Source organism: Nonomuraea turkmeniaca, assembly GCF_005889735.1.
GTDB classification, from domain to species: Bacteria; Actinomycetota; Actinomycetes; order Streptosporangiales; family Streptosporangiaceae; genus Nonomuraea; species Nonomuraea turkmeniaca.
Map to the genome: position 1 here is coordinate 54,463 of NZ_VCKY01000023.1, position 18,955 is coordinate 73,417.

Genomic DNA, 18,955 nt, shown 5'->3' on the forward strand with positions numbered 1-18,955 from the left:
TGACCTGGGGCAATTGGAGGTCACATGAAGTATGACGGTGTGTGTTGTGGATGACCACAAGCCTTCTGCATGACGAGGCCTTCCGGGGCTCGATGGGGTGCAGAGCCTGAAACAGTTACCAGAGTTGACGGATCTGGATGGTCGCAATTTCCCAGGCCTTCAAGGGAAGTCGCATCTCACCGCCATCGACCTGCACTGGCTCGCCCGGACGCCCCCGAAGATCGGCATGCCGGGCTTGCAGGAGGTTGCCGGAAATCACGGCTTCCGTGTCGTTCGGGGTCAAGGCGACCACGCGGACTTCCCGCCAGTCGTCACGCATCCTGAGCGAGGTCATCACCACGCCGTCCCCCGTAACCGACAGCCCAGCCACAGGTGCGGGCAGCGGAAGGGCACGATCGCCGACGCCCGGCACCACCAGCAGGTCGTGACGGAAGGTTTCCGCGTGCGGCACCACCTCACCCCACGACTCCTGGTACGGCATCAGTGCCAGGCTCACGGACCGTACCCCCCGCGACTGCGCGGCCGGAGTGGGCAGCTGGGGCCCGGCCGGTTCGGGGCGGAGGGCGTTGCGGTTGCGGGACAGGTAGCCGGCCGAGCGCAGCAGGGTCAGCGCCAGCTCCCCGTCCACCAGCTCGTACTCCGTCACATGCTCCAGCAGCGCCGCCACCCCGCCGGCCGCCACCCACGACGAGGCGGGGAAGGTGGGCAGGGGCGTCTCGCCGCAGCCGCCCTCGGACGTCAGGCCGCGGGTGACGACGGCGAACTGGCCCTCGGCGTACGACTCCGTGGCCGCGGCGGGCAGCGGGACGTGCAGGCGGACCCGATGGTCGTCGCAGCGGTTGTCGAAGGTGACGTGCAGGCGGACGAACGGCTCGCCGGCACGCAGCTCGACCCGGGTCGTGACGAGGATGTCCTCGGTACGGGACGTCCGCGAGCCGGCCGGGGCCTCGGGGGCGCCGTCCACCGCGTCACCGGCGGCGGGCCACGCGTACGTGCGCCGCACGTCCACCGCCGCCACCAGCGGCCCCGACCACACCAGCTCGGCCGAGACCGATGCCGGCTCGGACACGATGAGGTCGGCCAGGGGCGGCGCGTAGTTGTAGGTGTCGCCGACGTCGCCGCCGTCCACGATGCGGCCCGCCCCTGTCACGGTGGTGCCGTCCTGACCGACCAGCGTCAGCGTGCCGTCGCGGTTGATCGTGACCCGCAGCAGCCCGTTGTCCAGCACCTCCTCGTCCCCGCGCACCGGCAGGGTCGCGGAGTCGGAGCCCATCCAGCACGACGCGTGGTGCTGGACGTTGGGCAGGCCGCCCGACGGCACCGGCGGGTTGAACACCTGATCGTGCGGCGCGGTCCGGAGGCTGGTGTGGCCCAGCGGCGGCGCCTCCACCATGGCCGCGACCGTACGCCGGGGCTCGGCGAGGATGCGGACGCGGGTCACGCCGTCGAGCGCGTCACGCAGGTCGGCCACGTCGAAGACGACCGAGGTCTCACGCGCCACCGTGAACGTCAGCGTGCCGCCCTCGACCGACCAGCCGGTGATGTGCTGCCCGTACAGCTCGGTCCCGTGGATGAACGTGAGCGCCGTGGCGGGGTCCATCTCCGCGTCGAGCAGCAGCGTGGGCGCGTACTCGAGCGGCTGCGCCGGCACCGGGGCGCCCGACGGGTCCACCAGCGGGTCGGTCCCGGCCACGTCCACGATCACGATGCCGCTGCGTACGTCGGGCGTGGGGTTGACGACGAGCACCCCGTCCGACGGCACGGCGGCCGCCAGCCGGGCCGTGACCATGTCGCGGACGGCCTGTCCGAGGTGCTCGGCCTCGGCGATGCGGGCGGCCACTTGCTGGGCGGTCTCGTCCACACCGCAACCGGTCACCGAGTCGTGCCCGCTGGCGTCCACCAGCCGCCACCACGCCATGTCGAGGAACCGCCCGGGCCACTCATCGCCCCAGAGCGCGGCCAGCGGCTCGGCGTACCGCTCGACCATGCGCTCGGCTCGGCCCATGGCCTGCTTGAGGTGGGGGCGGATGGAGATGACGCCGGGGAGGATGTTGGCGCGGGCGTGGGAGCGCAACTCCCCGTGGATGCGCGGGAGCCCGTCGAGCGCTGCCACCTCGCCCGAATAGCTCCCGATATAGCCGGACAAGGTGTCCATGCGGGCGTCGATCGCCGCCACCATGTCCGGCAGTCCGCGCACGGGCGCGGAGTGGTCGGTGCCGTACATGGCCAGCAGCGACCCGTCGGGGCCGTGCCACTCACGCATCGTCTTGACGAACTCGGCCGCCCGCCCGGCCAGGCCCACCGCGTCGTGGAAGAGGTGCGCGCCGTTGCCGTACCCGCCCGCCGGCAGGTATTGGGTCCGCAGCGCCGTCCCGTCCGGCGCGACCCAGGCGAAGGCGTCCGTGGTGACGGAGGACGGCACGCCGCGATACACGCAGGCGTGCAGGAGCCCGGCCTTCCGGAGGATCTGCGGCATCTGCGCCGTGTGCCCGAACATGTCCGGCAGGTACCCGACCGGCATCGCCCCGCCGAGCTTGCCTGCTCGGTCCATGCCGAGCTCGAGGTTGCGGACGATGTTCTCGCCCGAGCACAGGAACTCGTCCAGCAGGATCTGCCACGGCCCGATCGCCAGCCGCCCCGACTGGACCAGCGCGGCGATGCGGTCGCGGTTCTCCGGCCGCACCTCCAGGTAGTCGTCCACGCAGGCCAGCTGCCCGTCGAGGGTGAAGTGGTAGCGAGGCTCGCGCTCCATCGTGTCGAGCACCTCGTCCAGCAGCGACACCAGGCGCAGCCGGAACCGCTGGAACGGCTCGTACCACTCCCGGTCCCAGTGCGTGTGCGGCACGACGACGATCTCCGCGACGCGACTGTGTTCGATGGGTCGCTCGCTCCGCTCGCTCATGCGGCCTCCCCTCCCACGGGCAGATCATGGTGTACGGCGTAACGGGCGGCGATCCGCTGGGCCGTGACGATGTCCTCCAAGGCGCCGCCCACGTCGGTGAGCGGGGGCTTGCCATCGTTCACGAAAGCATGGAAGGCGGCCAGTTGCACTTCGAACGCCTCGGTCACGTCACGCCATTCGGTCCGGCTCTCGCCGCCGGACACCACCGTGAGCGTCGTCGGCGCGTTCATCAGGTAGGGCGAGGGGAAGACCAGCTCCAGCGTGCCCTTGTCGTGGTGGATGGCCACGGTCTCGCGGTAGGCCGGATAGTCCTCCAGGTAGTGCCAGCGGATGGAGAACCTGCCCTGGGCGGGCAGCGCCCCGGAGATCTCGATGGAGCCGGGCCCGGGACCCCAGGTCTCCACGTACGAAATTTCGGCAGGCGCTCCGGTAAAGCGCCGCAAGAGCGACAAGTCGTGACATATCGAGCCGAGTGCCACCCCGTACAGACGCTGCACCGCCGCCGAGTCCCCCACCGCCCGCGACACGAGCGCGCTCTCGGCGGCCCGCAGCGACGTCAGCAACCCGGCGTCCACGTCACGAGCCTGGGCCAGGTTGGCGAAAGCGAGCTGCGACTCCCCGCTCGGATGCAGCACCGTCACCTCGACCGACCTGATCACACCGGGCCCGCCCAGCTCGGCCAGCAGTTCCTCGGCCCGGCGCACCGCGGGGTCGTACTGCTTCATGTAGCCGACCATCAACCGCCCTTCGGGCAGCGCCGCCACCTCGGCCCTGGTCAGCGCGAGCGGCTTCTCGCAGAACACGGCGTGGCCGGCGGCGAGCGCCAGGCGCACGGCCTCGCCGTGGGAGCCCGAGGCCAGCACGAGCACGGCGTCGAAGCCGCCCGCGGCGAGCAGGTCCTCCAGCGCCGTGTACCGCCGGGCGGCGCCGAGCCGGTCCCCGACGGCGTCGGCGAGCGTACGCGACAGATCGCACACGGCCGTCACCTCGAACAGGTCGCGGCGCCTGGACAGCAGCGGCACGTACACCGCCTGCGTCACCGCGCCGCACCCGAGCAGAGCGATCTTCACAGTCCCAGTTCCTCCAGCTTGCGGCGGTTGGCGGCCTGGTCGGCGATGTTCTGGGCGACGGTGCGGCGGCCGGGCAGCGTGTCCTGCTCGATGACGATCCACCCCGCGTAGCCGATCTCGTCCAGCACGCGCACCACGGCGGGCAGGTCCAGCTCGCCCTCGCCGAGCGGGGCGAACCCGCCCCGTCCCATGAGCTCGCGCAGGTCCACCCCGTCGGCCAGGGCCTGGGCGAGGATCTTGGTGTCGCCGTCCTTGATGTGCACGTGCCCGACCCGGTCGGCCCACGCGCGCAGCGCCGCCACCGGGTCTCCCCCGGCCAGCAGCAGGTGCCCGGTGTCGAGGCAGAGCGGTACGTCGGTCAGCTCCAAGAGCCGCTCGACGTCCTCGGGAGTCTCCACGTACGTGCCCAGGTGGTGATGGAAGGCGGGCTCGAGGCCGCGGTCGCGGCAGCGGTTCACGGCCTCCTGCACGCGGGCCGCGTAGGCGGGCCACTCGGACGCCGGCAACCCTGGAACGCTCCCGCCGGGGCGGGCGAACCGCTCCGGCGTGCCCGAGCAGGCCAGCGTGGGCCGCGGTCCCAGCCCTTGTGGCGCCGGCGGCGCGGCGGCGAAGACGTCCAGTGCGGCCTCCAGCGCAGGCAGTCCCCGCGCGTACGCCGCGGCGTCGCCGTACCGCAGGTCCACCCAGCCGCCCGCGAGCAACAACCCGTTTCCGGCCAGCCGATCGGCCAGCTCGGAGCCCGTGCCCAGGTAACCGATCGGCCCGGAGTCGATGCCTTCGTACCCGGCCTCCGACAACGCGCGCACCATCTCGTCGGCGCTGAGCGGCGGCGGCGCGTCGGACAGCTCGAACACGCCGAAGCTCACGGGAGCATTGGCGACTTTCACTCTCGAGTTCACTCGCATAGCGCCATCACCTCGTTCTCGTGGGTTTCCAGCCGGTGCGGCCCTTCGCCTGCCGGGATCAATGCCCGATCGTCGCGGATCAGCTGCCTGGCGCCGTCCGGGCGCACCAGGACCAGACCGCCCGCGTCCAGCGCCAGCAGCTCGTCGCCCAGCCTGAGCAGCAGCGGCGCGTCGGGACCCGCCGAGACGGCGGTGCGACCGGCACGGACGCCGTCCAGCACCGTGCTCGTGTCCTCGGCCAGGACCCACGTCGTGGGCGCGCCCGGCAGTCCGTCGGAGCCGTGGTTGTGGAAGTCGCTGCCGCCGATCGCGATCACGTCGTCGCGCCAGGCGTCCGCCCAGGCCAGCGGGGCGCCCCAGCGCCGGTCCCACCAGCCGGAGCTCCACACCTCGGCGACCCGCGGCCGGCGGTTGATCGGCAGCAACCAGGCGCAGTCACCGCCGAGCGGATGGTTGACGGAGATCAGCCCGCCCGCCTCCTCGGCGTGCTCGACCCAGGAGTCGGCGGGGCGCCGGAAGTCCACCCAGCCGACGTCGCCGAAGACGTTCGCGTGGCCCCGGTCGGTGGTGACCTCCTGGCCGGGGATGAGCGTGATCTCACGGTCGATCTTGGCCAGCCAGGGGTGGTGGCTGACGGTGTTGTGGTCGGTGACGGCCAGGAAGTCCAGCCCGCGCCCGTGAGCCAGCTCGGCCAGCTCGGCGATGGTCAGGCTGCCGTCGCTGTGCAGGGTGTGGGCGTGGAAGTCCCCGGCGAACCACCGCATGCCGTCGATATCCGGAATGTCCCGACGAGCACGCCGCTCCCCGTGCGGCGGCTCCTCGGCCGCCGGCTCGGGCGGCGCCACGGTCTCAGTGGAGATCTCCAGCGTGTAGTCGAGGCCGTGGAGCGGGATACGGTGCAACCGCAGCCACACGTGCCAGGTCCCGCACTCCGGAGCACCGGGCAGATAGCCAGGCGTCGCCCAGTCCTCGGTGATCGTGTATTCGTCACGCGCACCGCCCGACCAGCCGCGGAACCCGCTCGGCGACCCGCACCCGAGATCCAGCACCCCCTGCGACCGGTCGTAGGACAGCCGCACCGTCACGGCCGCGGCCCCGGCGGGCACCTCGAACGGCACCTCGCGCAGCATGAGCTCCAGCCGATCGTCCAGACTCCAGTGGCCTCTCAAACGAGCTCTCCGTCCCGGTAGACGAGGGCCCGGTCGCGCCGGGGCACCGCGTAACCGTCGTCGCCGAGTGACGGCTCGCTGCCCTCCGGCACGACGGCCTGCACGATCACGTCGTTGACGTCGAGGGTCACCAGGTGGGAGGCGCCGAGGTTCTCCACGATGGCCACCTTCCCCCCGAGCGCGCCCTCCGCCGGTTCGGCCGAGTAGGACATGTACTCGGGTCGCACGCCGTACACGATCTTCTCCCCGTCGCTCAGCCGTCCTTCGGCCGAGGACGGGACGCCCACCTTGCACCCTGCCACGTCCAGCGTGTCACCTCGTACGGCGCCGTCCAGGAGGTTCATGGGCGTGGAGCCGATGAATCCGGCCACAAAAGTGTTGGCGGGCCGCTGGAACACCTCGGCCGGCGTGCCGATCTGCCGGATGTGCCCCGACTCCATCACCGCCATCCGATCGGCCATGGCCAGCGCCTCGGCCTGGTCGTGGGTGACGAAGACGGTGGTGACGCCGAGCTCCCGCTGGAGCTTCTTGAGGAACGTCCGCGCCTCCAGCCGCAGCCGGGCGTCCAGGTTGGACAGCGGCTCGTCGAACAGGAAGGCCTGCGCCTGCGTGGCCATCACCCGCGCCAGCGCGACCCGCTGCTGCTGCCCGCCGGACAGCTGACCCGGCCGGCGGTCCATGAGGTGTTCGAGCCCGAGCCGCGTCCCCACCTCGACCGCCTTGGCGCGACGCGCCGACTTCGCGACCTTCTTGATGCGCAGCGGGTAGGCGATGTTCTCCGTGACGTCCATGTGCGGGAACAACGCGTAGTCCTGGAAGACCATCGCGACGTCCCGGCCGCCCGGCTGCACCCCGGTCACGTCGCGGTCGCCGATGACCACCGCGCCTCCGGTGGCGATCTCCAGCCCGGCGATCGTCCGCAGCAGCGTGGTCTTGCCGCAACCGGAGGGGCCCAGCAGGGCGAAGAACTCGCCGTCCGGGATGTCCAGGTCGAGCGCGTCGAGGGCTTTCACGCCGCCGGGATAGACCTTGGTCAGCCCGCGTAGTTCGATGGCGGCCATTTAACGCTTGATCCCTCCGTGGAAGCGGAAGCCGTATTTCTTGCTGACGAACAGGTACATGAGCACCACGGGGACCGAGTACAGCAGCCCGAACGTGGACAACATCCGTAGGTTGGCCTGGCCGCCCTCGGTGTACAGCGTGTACGTGATCACGGCCGCCGGCTGCTTCTCGACGTCGCTCAGCAGCAGGTACGGCATCAGGAAATTTCCCCACACGTTGGCCACGGCCCAGACCCCGATGGTCGCCAGCCCCGGCCGTACCAGGGGCACCACCACGTGCCGAACGATCTGCAGCGGCGACGCCCCGAACACCCGCGCCGACTCCTCATAGGACTTCGGCGTCGAGTCCATGAAGTCCTTCATCATGAAGATCGCCGCCGGCAGCAGCCCGCCCGTCAGGATGAGGATCAGCCCGAGGTGCGAGTCGATGAGGTTGAGCTCCACCGCCAGCTGGAACAGCGGCACCATGGCCGCCGTGCCCGTGATGATCGACGACAGCAGCAGCAACGCGTACAACAGCGCGTCCCGCCCCGGCAGCCGCACCCGGCTCAGCGCGTACGCCGCCAGCGCCGCCATCGCGACCACCAGCAGAGCCGTGCCGACTGACAACACCAGGGAGTTGTAGAGCGACGGCAGCGCGTACGGATGCTCCGCGACCGCCTGGAAGTTCTCCCAGGTGAAGTCGGGCACTCCCACCTCGTACGTCGGGTCGGAGGTGAACGGCGCGGTCGCCAGCCACAACAACGGAATCGTGAAGAACGCCAGCAGCACCGCGATCAGCGTGTAGAACCCGATCCGGCCCGCGACGAACCGCGCCGTCATTTCTTGCTCCGTAGCAACCGCAGGTAGAACACCGCCACCACCAGGTTGATCAGCAGGATGACCGTGGACACCGCGGCCCCGTAGCCCAGCTCGCCGCTCTGCAGCGCGACCTTGTACACGTGCACGGCCAGGATCTCCGACTTCCCGTCCGGCCCACCCGCCGTGATCATGAACGGGGTGAAGTCGTTGAACGTCCACAGGCTGATCAGCAGCAGGTTCGTCAGGATGTGGCCCCTGATGTGCGGGAACACCACGTCCCTGAGCTGCTGCCAGCCGGACGCCCCGGCCAGGCGGGCGCTCTCCAGGTGTGAGGGCGGCACGTTGCCGAGCGCGGCGCCGTACAACATCATCGAGAACGCGGTGCCGCGCCACGTGTTGAAGATGATGATCGACAACATCGGGTGGTCGAGCAGCCAGGCGAAGCCGGGCAGGCCCAGCAGCGCGTTGAGCGTGCCGCCGTCGCGGTCGAGCAGCGCCACCCACAGGAACGACACCACCGCGCTGGGCAGGATCCAGGCCAGGATGACCAGCCCCTCGACCAGCCGCTTGAGCGGACCGCGCCGGTCGCGCAGCAACCAGGCGATGGTGAAGCCGAGCCCGACCTGCCCGATCACGGCCGAGCCCAGGACGAACTGCACGGTCAGCCACGTGGAGTTCCAGAACACCGGATTGGAGACCGCGTCGATGAAGTTGTCCAGCCCCACGAACTGGGGCTCGGCCGCGGCGATCCCGGTCAGCCGGTAATTGGTCAGCCCCAGGTAGAGCACCCAGAGCGCGGGGAACACGAGGAAGGCCGCGATGAGCAGCAGCGCGGGGGCCACGAACACCCCGGCCCTCAGCCGCCCCAGACCCGCCGCGTCCGAGCTGTAGGAGCGGCGGGCGGGGGCGTCCTCGTCAAGGGTTTCAGGGGGCGATGATGTTGCCTGCGCCACCGACGATTCCTTCGAGCTTCTTCTGGTACGCGGCCGCCGCCTGGTCGGGCGCGGTGCCGCCGGCCACCGCGGCGGTGGCCTCCTGCAGCGCCACCGACACCTGCGGGTAGACCGCGACCGGCGGCCGGAAGGCCGTCAGCGGCAGCACCTTGTCCGAGATGAAGGTCAGCAGCGGCTCACCGGCGAGGATCTCCTTGTTGACGTCCGTACGCGGCGTGATGCGTACGTTGCCGCCCTTGGTCTCCTCCTTCAGCGCCTCCGGCGAGAGCGTGAAGGTCAGCAACTCGAAGGCCTCCTTCGGATGCTTGCTGTTGGGGTTGATCGTGCGCAGCGCGCCGCCGGACATGCTGACGAAGTCCTGGCCGCGGATGCCCTTGCCGGGCTCCATCGCGGGGATCAGCGCGTAGCCGACGGTCTGGTCGCGGTCGGCCATCGGGGCCACGCCGTCCTTGGGGTTGATGACGCCCCGCCAGAAGTAGTCGCCCTCCATCAGGATGCCGATCTTGCCCTCGGCGAACTGCTGGAACGACTTGTCGCGGCCCTTGGCCTCCTGCTGCAGCTGGGGATCGCCCAGGCCGCCGCCGTAGATCTTCTGGTAAAGACCGAGCGCGTCCTTGAGCGGCTGGGACGCGCCGGTCCACTTGCCGTCCTTCTGCACCTCGCCGCCCGCGCCCGCGAGCAGCGGCAGCACACCCTGCATCGAGGTGGCCTCGCCCATCGCCGTCCCGGCGTTGATCTGGATCGGCACCGGCACGCCCGCGGACTTCAGCTTGGTCCCCGCGTCGAGGACCTCCTGCCAGCTCTTCGGCTGCCAGTCGGCAGGCAGCCCGGCCTTCTGGAAGAGCGTCTTGTTGAAGTAGAGCACCCGGCCATCAGTGCCGATCGGCAGCGCGTACTTCTTGCCGTTGTACGTGGCCAGTCCCTGCACGGACTCGGGGATCTGCGCCCAGCCTGACCAGCCGTCGGCCTCGGCGCCGACCAGGTCCGCCAGCGGCTTGATGTAACCGGCCTCGGCGAACTCGCCGGCCCAGATGCCGTCGATGTCGATCACGTCCGCGCCCTTGCCCGACTTGAGGTCCAGGGAGAGCTTGGTCTTGTACTGCTCGTCGTCGACGCCGCTGGGGACGAACTTGACCTTGACGTCCTTGCCCTTGGCCTTCTGTGCCGCCTCGAACTGGGGGACCACCCAGTTGGCGACGAAGTTCGCCGCGGCGGCGTTCTTGCCGCCCGCGATGGCGTTCTGGGCGATGGTCAGCTCGATGGTGTCACCACCGCCGCCGGACGACTGGCCGCAGGCGGTTAACCCTATTCCGACCACGGCGATCACCGCGGCAACCTTACGCAATGCCATGCAAACCCTCCGACAAAATCCGGTAAGGAGGTAAGCCATGGGCTAATATGTCATGACATTCGTATGACGTAAAGGGCTGGCTATATTTCGGCGTGATGCACCGCATGCTGCGTCTTCGGCCGGACGGCGGCGGCCACCTGACAACCGGACACTAGGCGATGTGAGCAGCCACCGCATCATAGAGCTACATTTCGGACATTAGTATGTCCTGACAAATGTGCCATAGTGTCGGAGCTAAGCTCGATCTCTGGAGGTGCGTTGTACGACCTGATCACGATCGGCCGCTGCGGCGTCGACGTCTATCCGCTGCAGACCGGCGTCGGGCTGGCCGACGTCGAGACCTTCGGCAAGTTCCTCGGCGGCAGCCCCACCAACGTAGCCGTCGCGGCGGCGCGACACGGGCTGCGCTCCGCCGTGATCACCGGCGTCGGGGCGGATCCCTTCGGCGACTACGTACGGCGGGCGATCCGCGACTTCGGTGTCGACGACCGCTTCGTGACCACCTTCGCGGAGGCGCCGACGCCTGTCACGTTCTGCGAGATCTTCCCGCCCGACCACTTCCCGATCTACTTCTACCGCGGCGAGCATCCACCTGACCTGCGGATCTCCCCCTCCCACCTGGACCTGGACGCCATCCGCGCCACGAGCATGTTCTGGTTCTCGCTGACCGGCCTGAGCAAGGAGCCCAGCCGCGCCGCCCACACCGCGGCCCTGTCGGCGCGTACGTCGGGCTGGACGGTGTTCGACCTGGACTACCGGGCCCCGCTCTGGGAGTCGCGTGCGGCGGCCCGCGAGGCGGCCGGGCAGGCGCTCCCGCACGCCGACGTGGCGGTCGGCAACCTCGAGGAGGTGGAGACCGCCGTAGGGGTCCGTGATCCCGAGGAGGCCGCGCAGGCGCTGCTGGACGCCGGCATCCGGGTCGCCGTCGTGAAAATGGGCCCCGAAGGGGTTTTCGCGCGTACCTCCGAGGAGAGCTGTCTCATCAAGCCAGTGGAGGTGGACGTGGTCAACGGGATCGGCGCGGGAGACGCGTTCGGCGGGGCCCTGTGCCTGGGGCTGCTGCGCGGCTGGCCGCTGGAGCGCACGATCCGCTTCGCCAACGCGGCGGGCGCGTTCGTGGCCGCCCGCCTGGCCTGCGCCGACGCCATGCCGTCGACCGACGAGGTGGAGGAGTTGCTCGCGGGCCCGGGGGTGCGTTCTTGAGCGACATCACCCTGCCCAGGACCAGCGAATATGAGCGGCTCACCCATATCCGCGCCACTCGTCCCGAGGAGATCGCCGAGGCCGCGGCCCGGCGGCAGCGGCGCGGCCTGCCCGGCCAGGGCGAGCGGCTGCTGATCATCGCCGCGGACCACCCGGCCCGCGGCGCCCTGGCCGTCCGCGACCGCCCGCTGGCCATGGCCAGCCGTACCGACCTGCTCGACCGGCTCCAGACGGCGCTGTCCCGGCCTGGCGTGGACGGCATCCTGGCCGCGCCCGACGTCCTGGAGGACCTGCTCCTGCTGGGGGCGCTGGAAGGCAAGCTGGCCTTCGGCTCCATGAACCGGGGCGGCCTGCAGGGCTCGGTGTTCGAGCTGGACGACCGCTTCACCGGATTCGACGCGGCCTCGATCGACGCCATGCGCCTGGACGGCGGCAAGATGCTCTGCCGCATCGACCCGGGCGACCACGCGACCGTGACCACGCTGGAGTCCTGTGCCCACGCGGTGACGGACCTGGCCAGGCGGCGGCTGATGGCCATGGTGGAGCCGTTCTGGTCGCTGCGTACGGAGTCGGGGGCCCTGCGCAACGACCTGTCGCCCGAGGCCGTGATCCGCTCGATCAGCATCGCTCAGGCCCTCGGCGTCACCTCGGCCTACACCTGGCTCAAGATCCCCGCGATCGCGGAGATGGAGCGCGTCATGGCCGCCACCACGCTGCCCGCCCTGCTGCTCGGCGGCGACCCGCCGGACATCGACGCCGCCTACGCCGACTGGCACCGTGCCCTGCGCCTGCCCGGCGTGCGGGGTCTCGTGGTGGGCCGTGCCCTGCTCTACCCTCCGGACGACGACGTCGCGACCGCGGTGGACGGCGCCGCGGCACTGGTGCGAGAGGCCCGCGCATGACCTACCTTCCGTACGGCAAGACCGCCCATGGCCCCTGGTCGGTGGAGATCACCCCGTCCTCGGCCGGATGGACGTACTCGGGCCTGCGGATCGCGGACCTGACGGACGCGCCGGTGTCGTTCGAGACGGGCGAGGAGGAGATGCTGGTCCTGCCCCTGGCGGGCTCCTGCACGGTCACCGTCACCCCGTCCCCACGGCGCGCAGCCGAGACGTTCCAGCTGGCCGGCCGTGCCTCCGTGTTCGATGGGCCATCGGATTTCGTCTATGTCCCGATTCATTCGCAGGTGACCCTGCAGGGCGCCGGCCGCATCGCACTGCCCTCGGCCCGCGCCACCCGCGCCATGAACCCCCGGTACGTGGCCGCCGCCGAGGTCCCCGTCGAGATCCGCGGCGCCGGCCAGGCCAGCCGCCAGGTGAACAACTTCTGCGCCCCCGGCGTCTTCGACTGCCACAAGCTCATGGCCGTGGAGGTCCTCACCCCGTCCGGCAACTGGTCCTCGTACCCGCCGCACAAGCACGACACCCCCAACCCGGGCGAAGCGGTGCTGGAGGAGATCTACTACTTCGAGGTCGCCGACCAGGGCATCGGCTACCAGCGCGTCTACTCCTCCGAACGCGGCCACGTCGACACCCTCGCCGAGGTCTCCTCGGGCGACGTCGTCCTGGTCCCCTACGGCTACCACGGCCCCTCCATGGCCGCCCCCGGCTACGACCTCTACTACCTGAACGTCCTGGCCGGCCCGGCGGAGCAGCGCTCGATGGCCTTCTGCGACGACCCGCGCCACGCCTGGATCCGGTCGTCCTGGGACGACCAGCTCATCGACCCCAGACTGCCGTTCGGGAGGACCTCATGACGACCCGGTTGACCGTCGCGCAGGCCGTCGTACGTTTCCTCGCCCACCAGTGGAGCGAGCGGGACAGCGTACAACGCAGGTTCTTCGGCGGTTGCACGGGCATCTTCGGCCACGGCAACGTCGCCGGCCTGGGCCAGGCGCTGGCCACCTCGACCGAGAATCTCCCGTACCACCTGAGCCGCAACGAGCAGGCCATGGTCCACACGGCCGCCGCCTACGCCCGGGCCAGCAACCGGCTGGCCACCCTGGCCTGCACCACCTCGATCGGCCCCGGCGCCACCAACATGATCACCGGCGCGGCCGGCGCGACCATCAACCGGCTCCCAGTGCTCCTCCTGCCCGGCGACATCTTCTCCACCCGCGTGGCCGGCCCGGTCCTCCAAGAGCTGGAGGATCAGCGCTCGTACGACATTTCCGTCAACGACTGCTTCAAGCCGGTTTCCCGCTACTGGGACCGGATCAACCGCCCCGAGCAGTTGCCGTCCGCGCTGCTGGCGGCCATGCGAGTGCTCACCGACCCGGCCGAGACCGGCGCGGTGACGATCGCGTTGCCGCAGGACGTGCAGGCGGAGGCGTACGACTGGCCGGACGAGCTGTTCGCCGACCGCATCTGGCACATCCCCAGGCCCCGCCCCGAGCGCGCCGCCGTGTTCCGCGCGGCCCAGCTGGTCAAGTCGGCCGCGCGCCCGCTGATCGTCGCGGGCGGCGGCACGATCTACAGCGACGCCACGGAGCAACTGCGGCACTTCGCCGAGACGTACGGCATCCCGGTGGCCGAGACGCAGGCGGGCAAGGGCGCGCTCCCGTACGGGCACCCGCTCGCGATGGGCGCGATCGGCGCCACCGGCACCACCGCGGCCAACGCGCTGGCCCGCGAGGCCGACCTGATCATCGGTGTCGGCACCCGCTACAGCGACTTCACCACCGCCTCGCGGACGATCTTCGCCCCCGAGGCACGCTTCCTCAACATCAACATCACCACCTTCGACGCCGCCAAGCTGTCAGGCCTCCAGCTGGTGGCCGACGCCCGGGAGGGACTGTCGGAGCTGTCGGAGGCGTTCGCCGGCTGGCGCGGCGTCCCGGACGGCTACCGCGAGCGGGCCGCCGAGCTGACCCGGGCGTGGGACGCGGCCGTGGACGCCGCGTACGCGCTGGAGGGCTCCCCGCCGCCGCAGTCCGCGGTGATCGGCGCCGTCAACACGGCCGCGGCCGACGACGGCGTGGTGGTGTGCGCGGCCGGCTCGATGCCCGGCGACCTGCACAAACTCTGGCGGCCGAGCGGCCCGGGCAACTACCACGTCGAGTACGGCTACTCGTGCATGGGCTACGAGATCGCGGGCGGGCTGGGCGTCAAGATGGCCGCCCCGGAGCGCGAGGTGTTCGTGCTGGTGGGCGACGGCTCGTACCTGATGATGGCCCAGGAGCTGGTCACGGCGGTCTCCGAGGGCATCAAGCTCGTCGTGGTCCTGGTGGACAACTCCGGCTTCGCCTCGATCGGCAACCTGTCGGAGAGCGTCGGCGCGCAGCGCCTCGGCACCTCCTACGCCTACCGCGACGGCCGCCCGCTGCCGGTCGACCTGGCCGCGAACGCCGCCAGCTTCGGCGCGTCCGTGTTGCGCGCGGAGTCGGTCGCCGAGCTGCGCAAGGCGCTCGACACGGCCCGCGCCGCGACGGAGACCACGGTCATCTACGTCCGCACCGACCGCATGGCGGACGACGTGCCGTCCTCCGAGGCCTGGTGGGACGTGCCCGTGGCGCAGGTGGGCACGCCCAGCGCCATGCGGGAGGCGTACGAGACGAACAAGCGCTCCCAGCGCGCCCACCTCACCCCGCCCGCCTGACCAGGGTGTGCCCCGGCACCTCTGGCTCGACGAGGACGACCGGCGGATCGGCGCGCACGACCTGTTCCACGACTCTTTCGTGCTCCTGCGCGGGCCCGGCGACGTGGAGGGCGCTCGGCCCTGCCCCGGCTGCCGGGCCTTGCCTGTCCCGGGCTCGATGCACGCACCAGCGCCTCGTCAGAGGGTGAGCTCGAGCTCCGGCTCACGCTTGATCGGGATGCCGTCGGCCTCCGCCGGGATGTCGGGCTTGATGGAGCGCAGGAGCTCGGCCGGAGAGAGCGACGCAGGAGCCAACGGAGGCCGAAGCGGGCGCGACCATAACACGCCCGCGCCCGGTCTACGCCGTTCCGGTGCAGGGCCACCAGGTCGAAGCCGTAGCGCTGGTAGCACCTTCCCGACTCCCTTGCCGGGCACCACGGCATCGATCGTGATGATCTCCACGGTGCCGTCGCGTTCGGCATAGGTGATCACCCCGGCGAGCTCGCCGTCGATCTTCGCGACGAAGCCTGGCTGGGCGGATGCGTCGATCAGCTCGCCGCGGCCCAGGGCCACGACCGTGGTGCCGCCCAGCTGTCTCTCAGCACCTTGGACACCGTTTCGAGATCGCGCGGCTCGATGGGTCGTACAGAGAGCGTCGTGAGCAGCATTATGTGACGTATGCGATGGGTAACGTTCGACTGCTTTGGCACTCTTGTCGACTGGCGGCACGGCCTGCTCACCAGCGCCGAGCTGATCGCGCCGGGTCAGGGCGCGCGGCTGCTGGAGGCGTACAACCGGAACGAGCACGCCGTGCAGGCCGAGTCGCCGACGCTCCGCTACCGCCACGTGCTGGCCGAGACCCTGCGCAGGGCGTGCGGGGAGGAGAAGGTGGAGCTGAACGAGGACGACGCCGGCGTGCTGGCCGCGACGCTGCCGTACTGGCCGGTGTTCCCCGAGGTCGGCGCCGAGCTGTCGCCCCTGCGCGCGGCCGGCTGGAACCTGGCGCTGCTCACCAACTGCGACCGCGACCTCATCGCGGGGACGCTCCGGCGGCTGCCCGTGCCGTTCGACGCGGTGGTGACGGCGGAGGACGCCCGCGACTACAAGCCGTCCAACGCGCACTTCGAGGTCTTCAAGCGGGCACACGAGCCGGCGGCCTGGGTGCACGTGGCGCAGAGCTACTTTCACGACATGGTTCCGGCGCACCGGCTGGGCATCCGCCGCGTGTGGATCAACCGGCGGGGCGAGCGCGCACCGGACGAGACGATCATCCAGACGGTCCTGCCCGACCTGCACGGCCTGCTCACCGCCGTCCGCGACGGCTAGCCGCGCTGCTCCAGCACCTCCGCGACGCCCGACAGGAACGAGTCCACATCCGCGATCAAGTAACCGGACCTGAACAGCACGGTCGAGAACTTCGCCTCCCGCACATCCTTCGCCGCTACGGGAAAGTCGGTGGTGCCGCGTAAGGTGGCCACGATGCGGTCGAGGAAGGCGTCGACCTCGTCCTCGTTGTAGCCGCTGCCCATCCGGCCCGGGCGGAAGGCCACTCGCTCCACGCGCGCCGCCTGGGTCTCGAACCACTCCTCGCGCAACATCTCGCCGGTGGGCTCGGCCATGGCTAACCGTACGGGCCGTTTGGCCTGGGTCTCCAGCGCCACCACGAATGCTTCCAGGGCGAAGTCCACCGCGGTCTCGTGGTAGCCGCCGCGCTTGGTGCGGAAGGTGGCCGTACGCACCTCGTCGGCCGTGACGGGCTCCAAGGCGTGCGAGCCCCTGCCCAGGGTCGCTTCGATCCGCCCGATCAGGGCGTCGACCTCTACGGGGTCATAGCCTGAACGCATACCCATGACGCGCGGAAAGCGGTTCAAGCTCACACTCCTCTTGAATCGTGCTGGGGGCACCTCCATTGTGGGGCCCTTTATCCCAAGCATGCGACTCGGCATATACCGTTACACCACCATGCGCCTGTCCCAGGTCTCCTTCCGCTACCGAAGACGTGATCGATTCGTCATCCACGATGTCGACGCCCACCTGGCCGCCGGTGACGTGATCGAGCTGACCGGCGTCAACGGGGCGGGCAAGTCGACCCTGCTCCGGCTGCTGGCCGGGCTCGCCGCGCCGACGAAGGGCACGATCACCGGCCGCCCTGGCGTCGTCGGGTTCGCGCCCGACCGCTTCCCCGCCGACCAGCCGTTCACGGTCACGGCCTACCTGCGCCACATGTCCCGGGTACGCGGGGGCGCCCGCTGGGAGCCGTGGGCCGAGCGGCTGGCCATGGAGCACCTCCTGGCGGTGCCCTTGGGCGAGCTGTCGAAGGGCAGCGCGCACAAGGTCGGCCTGGTCCAGGCACTGATGGCCGAGCCTGGACTGCTGATCATGGACGAGCCGTTCGCCGGGCTCGACGCCGGCACGCGCGAAGCCCTGCCCTCGATCGCCGCCGAGGTCGCCGGGCGCGGCGGCATCGTCATCGTCAGCGACCACCAGGGCGGCCTGCGTCCCTTACCCCGCCTCCGTCATTGGTCGGTCGTCGACGGCCACCTCAAGGAGAGCACGACCGCAGCCCCCGACCAGGAGGACAGCCCGCCGGTGGCGACCGTGGCGGTCACGCTGCCCGCCGCCGACCTCCCCCATTTCCTCGCCAGGATGTGCGACGAGGGTTACCGGGCCCGCGAGATCGAGGAGTCCCGATGATCATCGCCCTGGCCGCGTTCCGCGTGGCGGCCTACATCCGCTCCCACCGCGTCTACCAGGCCGTCCTGCTCGCCCTGTCCATGCTCGCCATCCTGCACGGCAGCCGGGCGCCGCGCGGTGAGGAGGCGAGCGTGCTCACCGACGGGGCCGTACTGATCATCCCCATCCTGGCCTGGGCGGCGAGGAGCCTCCTCGACACCGAACCCGACCGCCAACGTGAGATGTCCGCGGTCGCGGTAGGCGGCCGGGGCAGGGAACTGGCTGCGGGGCTCGTGGCGGCGTTCGCGACGTGTGCCGTCTTCGCCGGGATCGGGCTGGCGGCGGCACTCCTGCTCGGCGTGAGCGGCACCCCGGAGCCCCGCCTGCTGACCGCCGCCCTCACCGTGTACGCCCTGGCGGCCTTGGCGGGCACCGCGCTCGGCGCGCTGACCAGCCGTGCCATCCTGCCCTCACCGGCCCTGTCGATCATGAGCCTGGTGCTCGGGTTCCTGCTGATGTTGCTGCTGAGCGCCTCGCCGCTGTACTGGCTCACGGTCCCGGTCGTGCGCTGGATGCGTGCCGCGAACGACGGCGACCTGGTCGCCCGGCTCCCCGAGCTGGGCGCCGTCTCGCTCGCCTGGTGCCTGATCGCCCTCGCGTTCTACGTGTGGCGGCGCCTGAGGGGTTGACCTACTCGGCGGCGGCGAGCTGGCCGCAAGCGCCGTCGATCTCCCGCCCACGCGTGTCGCGTACGGTGACCGGCACGCCGTGGAACTGCAGCCGTCGCACGAACGCCTGCTCGTCCTCGGGTCGCGACGCCGTCCACTTGGACCCCGGCGTCGGGTTGAGCGGGATCAGGTTGACGTGCACCAGTTTGTTCTTGACGAGCTTGCCCAGCAGGTCGGCCCGCCACTCCTGGTCGTTGATGTCCTTGATCAGCGCGTATTCGATCGAGACCCGCCGCTTGGTCTTCGCCGCGTACGCCCACGCGGCCTCGAGCACCTCCGACACCTTCCACCGCGTGTTGATCGGCACCAGCGTGTCCCGCAGCTCGTCGTCGGGCGCGTGCAGCGACAACGCCAGCGTGACCGGCAGCCCCTCCTCGGCGAGCTTGCCGATGGCCGGCACCAGGCCGACCGTGGAGACCGTGACACCGCGGGCCGAGATGCCCAGCCCGTCCGGCGCGGGGTCGACCATGCGGCGGACCGCGCCGATCACCTGCTTGTAGTTGGCCAGCGGCTCGCCCATGCCCATGAACACGACATTGTTCACCCGCCCAGGCACGCCCCTC

General features: G+C 70.6%; 18 protein-coding genes. 7 read left to right on the forward strand and 11 right to left on the reverse strand.

What is annotated here, in order from left to right:
- Positions 1 to 115: 115 nt before the first annotated feature.
- From ETD86_RS09745 to ETD86_RS09780, 8 genes are read right to left on the reverse strand one after another with little or no spacing between them, the layout of a single operon-like run.
- Entirely contained in the window at positions 116 to 2,902 is a 2,787-nt protein-coding gene (locus ETD86_RS09745) for a glycoside hydrolase family 38 N-terminal domain-containing protein (protein WP_138665781.1), read from the reverse strand.
- Positions 2,899 to 3,972, reverse strand: a complete 1,074-nt coding sequence (locus ETD86_RS09750) for a Gfo/Idh/MocA family protein (protein WP_138665782.1) — start codon at positions 3,970 to 3,972, stop codon at positions 2,899 to 2,901. The genes ETD86_RS09745 and ETD86_RS09750 overlap by 4 nt, the downstream gene beginning before the upstream one ends.
- Positions 3,969 to 4,838, reverse strand: coding sequence for a TIM barrel protein (locus ETD86_RS09755; RefSeq protein WP_246147813.1), 870 nt, complete (start codon positions 4,836 to 4,838; stop codon positions 3,969 to 3,971). Before ETD86_RS09755 ends, ETD86_RS09750 begins: the two co-directional genes overlap by 4 nt.
- Positions 4,839 to 4,867: 29 nt before the next feature.
- The gene (locus ETD86_RS09760) at positions 4,868 to 6,046 is read right to left on the reverse strand and encodes a CehA/McbA family metallohydrolase (protein ID WP_138665784.1); all 1,179 of its coding nucleotides are present in this window, start codon (positions 6,044 to 6,046) and stop codon (positions 4,868 to 4,870) included.
- A complete protein-coding gene (locus ETD86_RS09765; protein ID WP_138665785.1) occupies positions 6,043 to 7,107 on the reverse strand; it encodes an ABC transporter ATP-binding protein in 1,065 nt (354 codons plus the stop codon). The genes ETD86_RS09760 and ETD86_RS09765 overlap by 4 nt, the downstream gene beginning before the upstream one ends.
- The gene (locus ETD86_RS09770; RefSeq protein ID WP_138665786.1) at positions 7,108 to 7,929 is read right to left on the reverse strand and encodes a carbohydrate ABC transporter permease; all 822 of its coding nucleotides are present in this window, start codon (positions 7,927 to 7,929) and stop codon (positions 7,108 to 7,110) included.
- A complete protein-coding gene (locus ETD86_RS09775; protein WP_138665787.1) occupies positions 7,926 to 8,861 on the reverse strand; it encodes a carbohydrate ABC transporter permease in 936 nt (311 codons plus the stop codon). The genes ETD86_RS09770 and ETD86_RS09775 overlap by 4 nt, the downstream gene beginning before the upstream one ends.
- Positions 8,833 to 10,212, reverse strand: a complete 1,380-nt coding sequence (locus ETD86_RS09780; RefSeq protein WP_170222972.1) for an extracellular solute-binding protein — start codon at positions 10,210 to 10,212, stop codon at positions 8,833 to 8,835. Before ETD86_RS09780 ends, ETD86_RS09775 begins: the two co-directional genes overlap by 29 nt.
- A gap of 258 nt (positions 10,213 to 10,470) precedes the next feature.
- Here ETD86_RS09780 and iolC point away from each other — a divergent pair, with 258 nt between their 5' ends.
- Genes iolC through iolD form a run of 4 tightly spaced genes read left to right on the forward strand, consistent with a single transcriptional unit; the run spans position 10,471 to position 15,012 of the window.
- On the forward strand, positions 10,471 to 11,415 hold the full coding sequence (gene iolC / locus ETD86_RS09785) for a 5-dehydro-2-deoxygluconokinase (RefSeq protein WP_138665806.1): 945 nt from the start codon (positions 10,471 to 10,473) through the stop codon (positions 11,413 to 11,415).
- Entirely contained in the window at positions 11,412 to 12,317 is a 906-nt protein-coding gene (locus ETD86_RS09790; protein ID WP_138665788.1) for a Cgl0159 family (beta/alpha)8-fold protein, read from the forward strand. Before iolC ends, ETD86_RS09790 begins: the two co-directional genes overlap by 4 nt.
- Positions 12,314 to 13,171, forward strand: a complete 858-nt coding sequence (iolB, locus tag ETD86_RS09795) for a 5-deoxy-glucuronate isomerase (protein ID WP_138665789.1) — start codon at positions 12,314 to 12,316, stop codon at positions 13,169 to 13,171. Before ETD86_RS09790 ends, iolB begins: the two co-directional genes overlap by 4 nt.
- Positions 13,168 to 15,012 (forward strand): 3D-(3,5/4)-trihydroxycyclohexane-1,2-dione acylhydrolase (decyclizing), encoded by a 1,845-nt coding sequence (iolD, locus tag ETD86_RS09800; protein ID WP_138665790.1) that lies wholly within the window; start codon positions 13,168 to 13,170, stop codon positions 15,010 to 15,012. Before iolB ends, iolD begins: the two co-directional genes overlap by 4 nt.
- 177 nt (positions 15,013 to 15,189) lie before the next feature.
- Here the strand turns inward: iolD and ETD86_RS09805 are convergent, their stop codons facing one another.
- Positions 15,190 to 15,564: a GNAT family protein gene (locus ETD86_RS09805; protein ID WP_138665791.1), complete on the reverse strand. Its 375-nt coding sequence runs from the start codon at positions 15,562 to 15,564 to the stop codon at positions 15,190 to 15,192.
- 105 nt (positions 15,565 to 15,669) lie between these two features.
- On the opposite strand from ETD86_RS09805, the gene ETD86_RS09810 reads away from it, so the two are divergent.
- Positions 15,670 to 16,317 (forward strand): HAD family hydrolase, encoded by a 648-nt coding sequence (locus ETD86_RS09810; RefSeq protein WP_138665792.1) that lies wholly within the window; start codon positions 15,670 to 15,672, stop codon positions 16,315 to 16,317.
- Here ETD86_RS09810 and ETD86_RS09815 read toward each other — a convergent pair.
- Positions 16,314 to 16,835 carry a DivIVA domain-containing protein gene (locus ETD86_RS09815; protein WP_170222973.1) on the reverse strand — a complete coding sequence of 174 codons (522 nt, stop codon included), beginning with the start codon at positions 16,833 to 16,835 and terminating at the stop codon, positions 16,314 to 16,316. The genes ETD86_RS09810 and ETD86_RS09815 overlap by 4 nt on opposite strands.
- An 88-nt stretch (positions 16,836 to 16,923) precedes the next feature.
- Here ETD86_RS09815 and ETD86_RS09820 point away from each other — a divergent pair, with 88 nt between their 5' ends.
- Complete coding sequence (locus ETD86_RS09820) at positions 16,924 to 17,685, forward strand: ABC transporter ATP-binding protein (RefSeq protein WP_246147814.1); 762 nt, start codon at positions 16,924 to 16,926, stop codon at positions 17,683 to 17,685.
- On the forward strand, positions 17,682 to 18,353 hold the full coding sequence (locus ETD86_RS09825; protein ID WP_138665795.1) for a hypothetical protein: 672 nt from the start codon (positions 17,682 to 17,684) through the stop codon (positions 18,351 to 18,353). The genes ETD86_RS09820 and ETD86_RS09825 overlap by 4 nt, the downstream gene beginning before the upstream one ends.
- 1 nt (position 18,354) lies before the next feature.
- On the opposite strand, the gene rlmN is transcribed toward ETD86_RS09825, so the two are convergent.
- The coding region (gene rlmN / locus ETD86_RS09830; protein ID WP_138665796.1) for a 23S rRNA (adenine(2503)-C(2))-methyltransferase RlmN at positions 18,355 to 18,955 on the reverse strand (601 nt) is incomplete at its 5' end.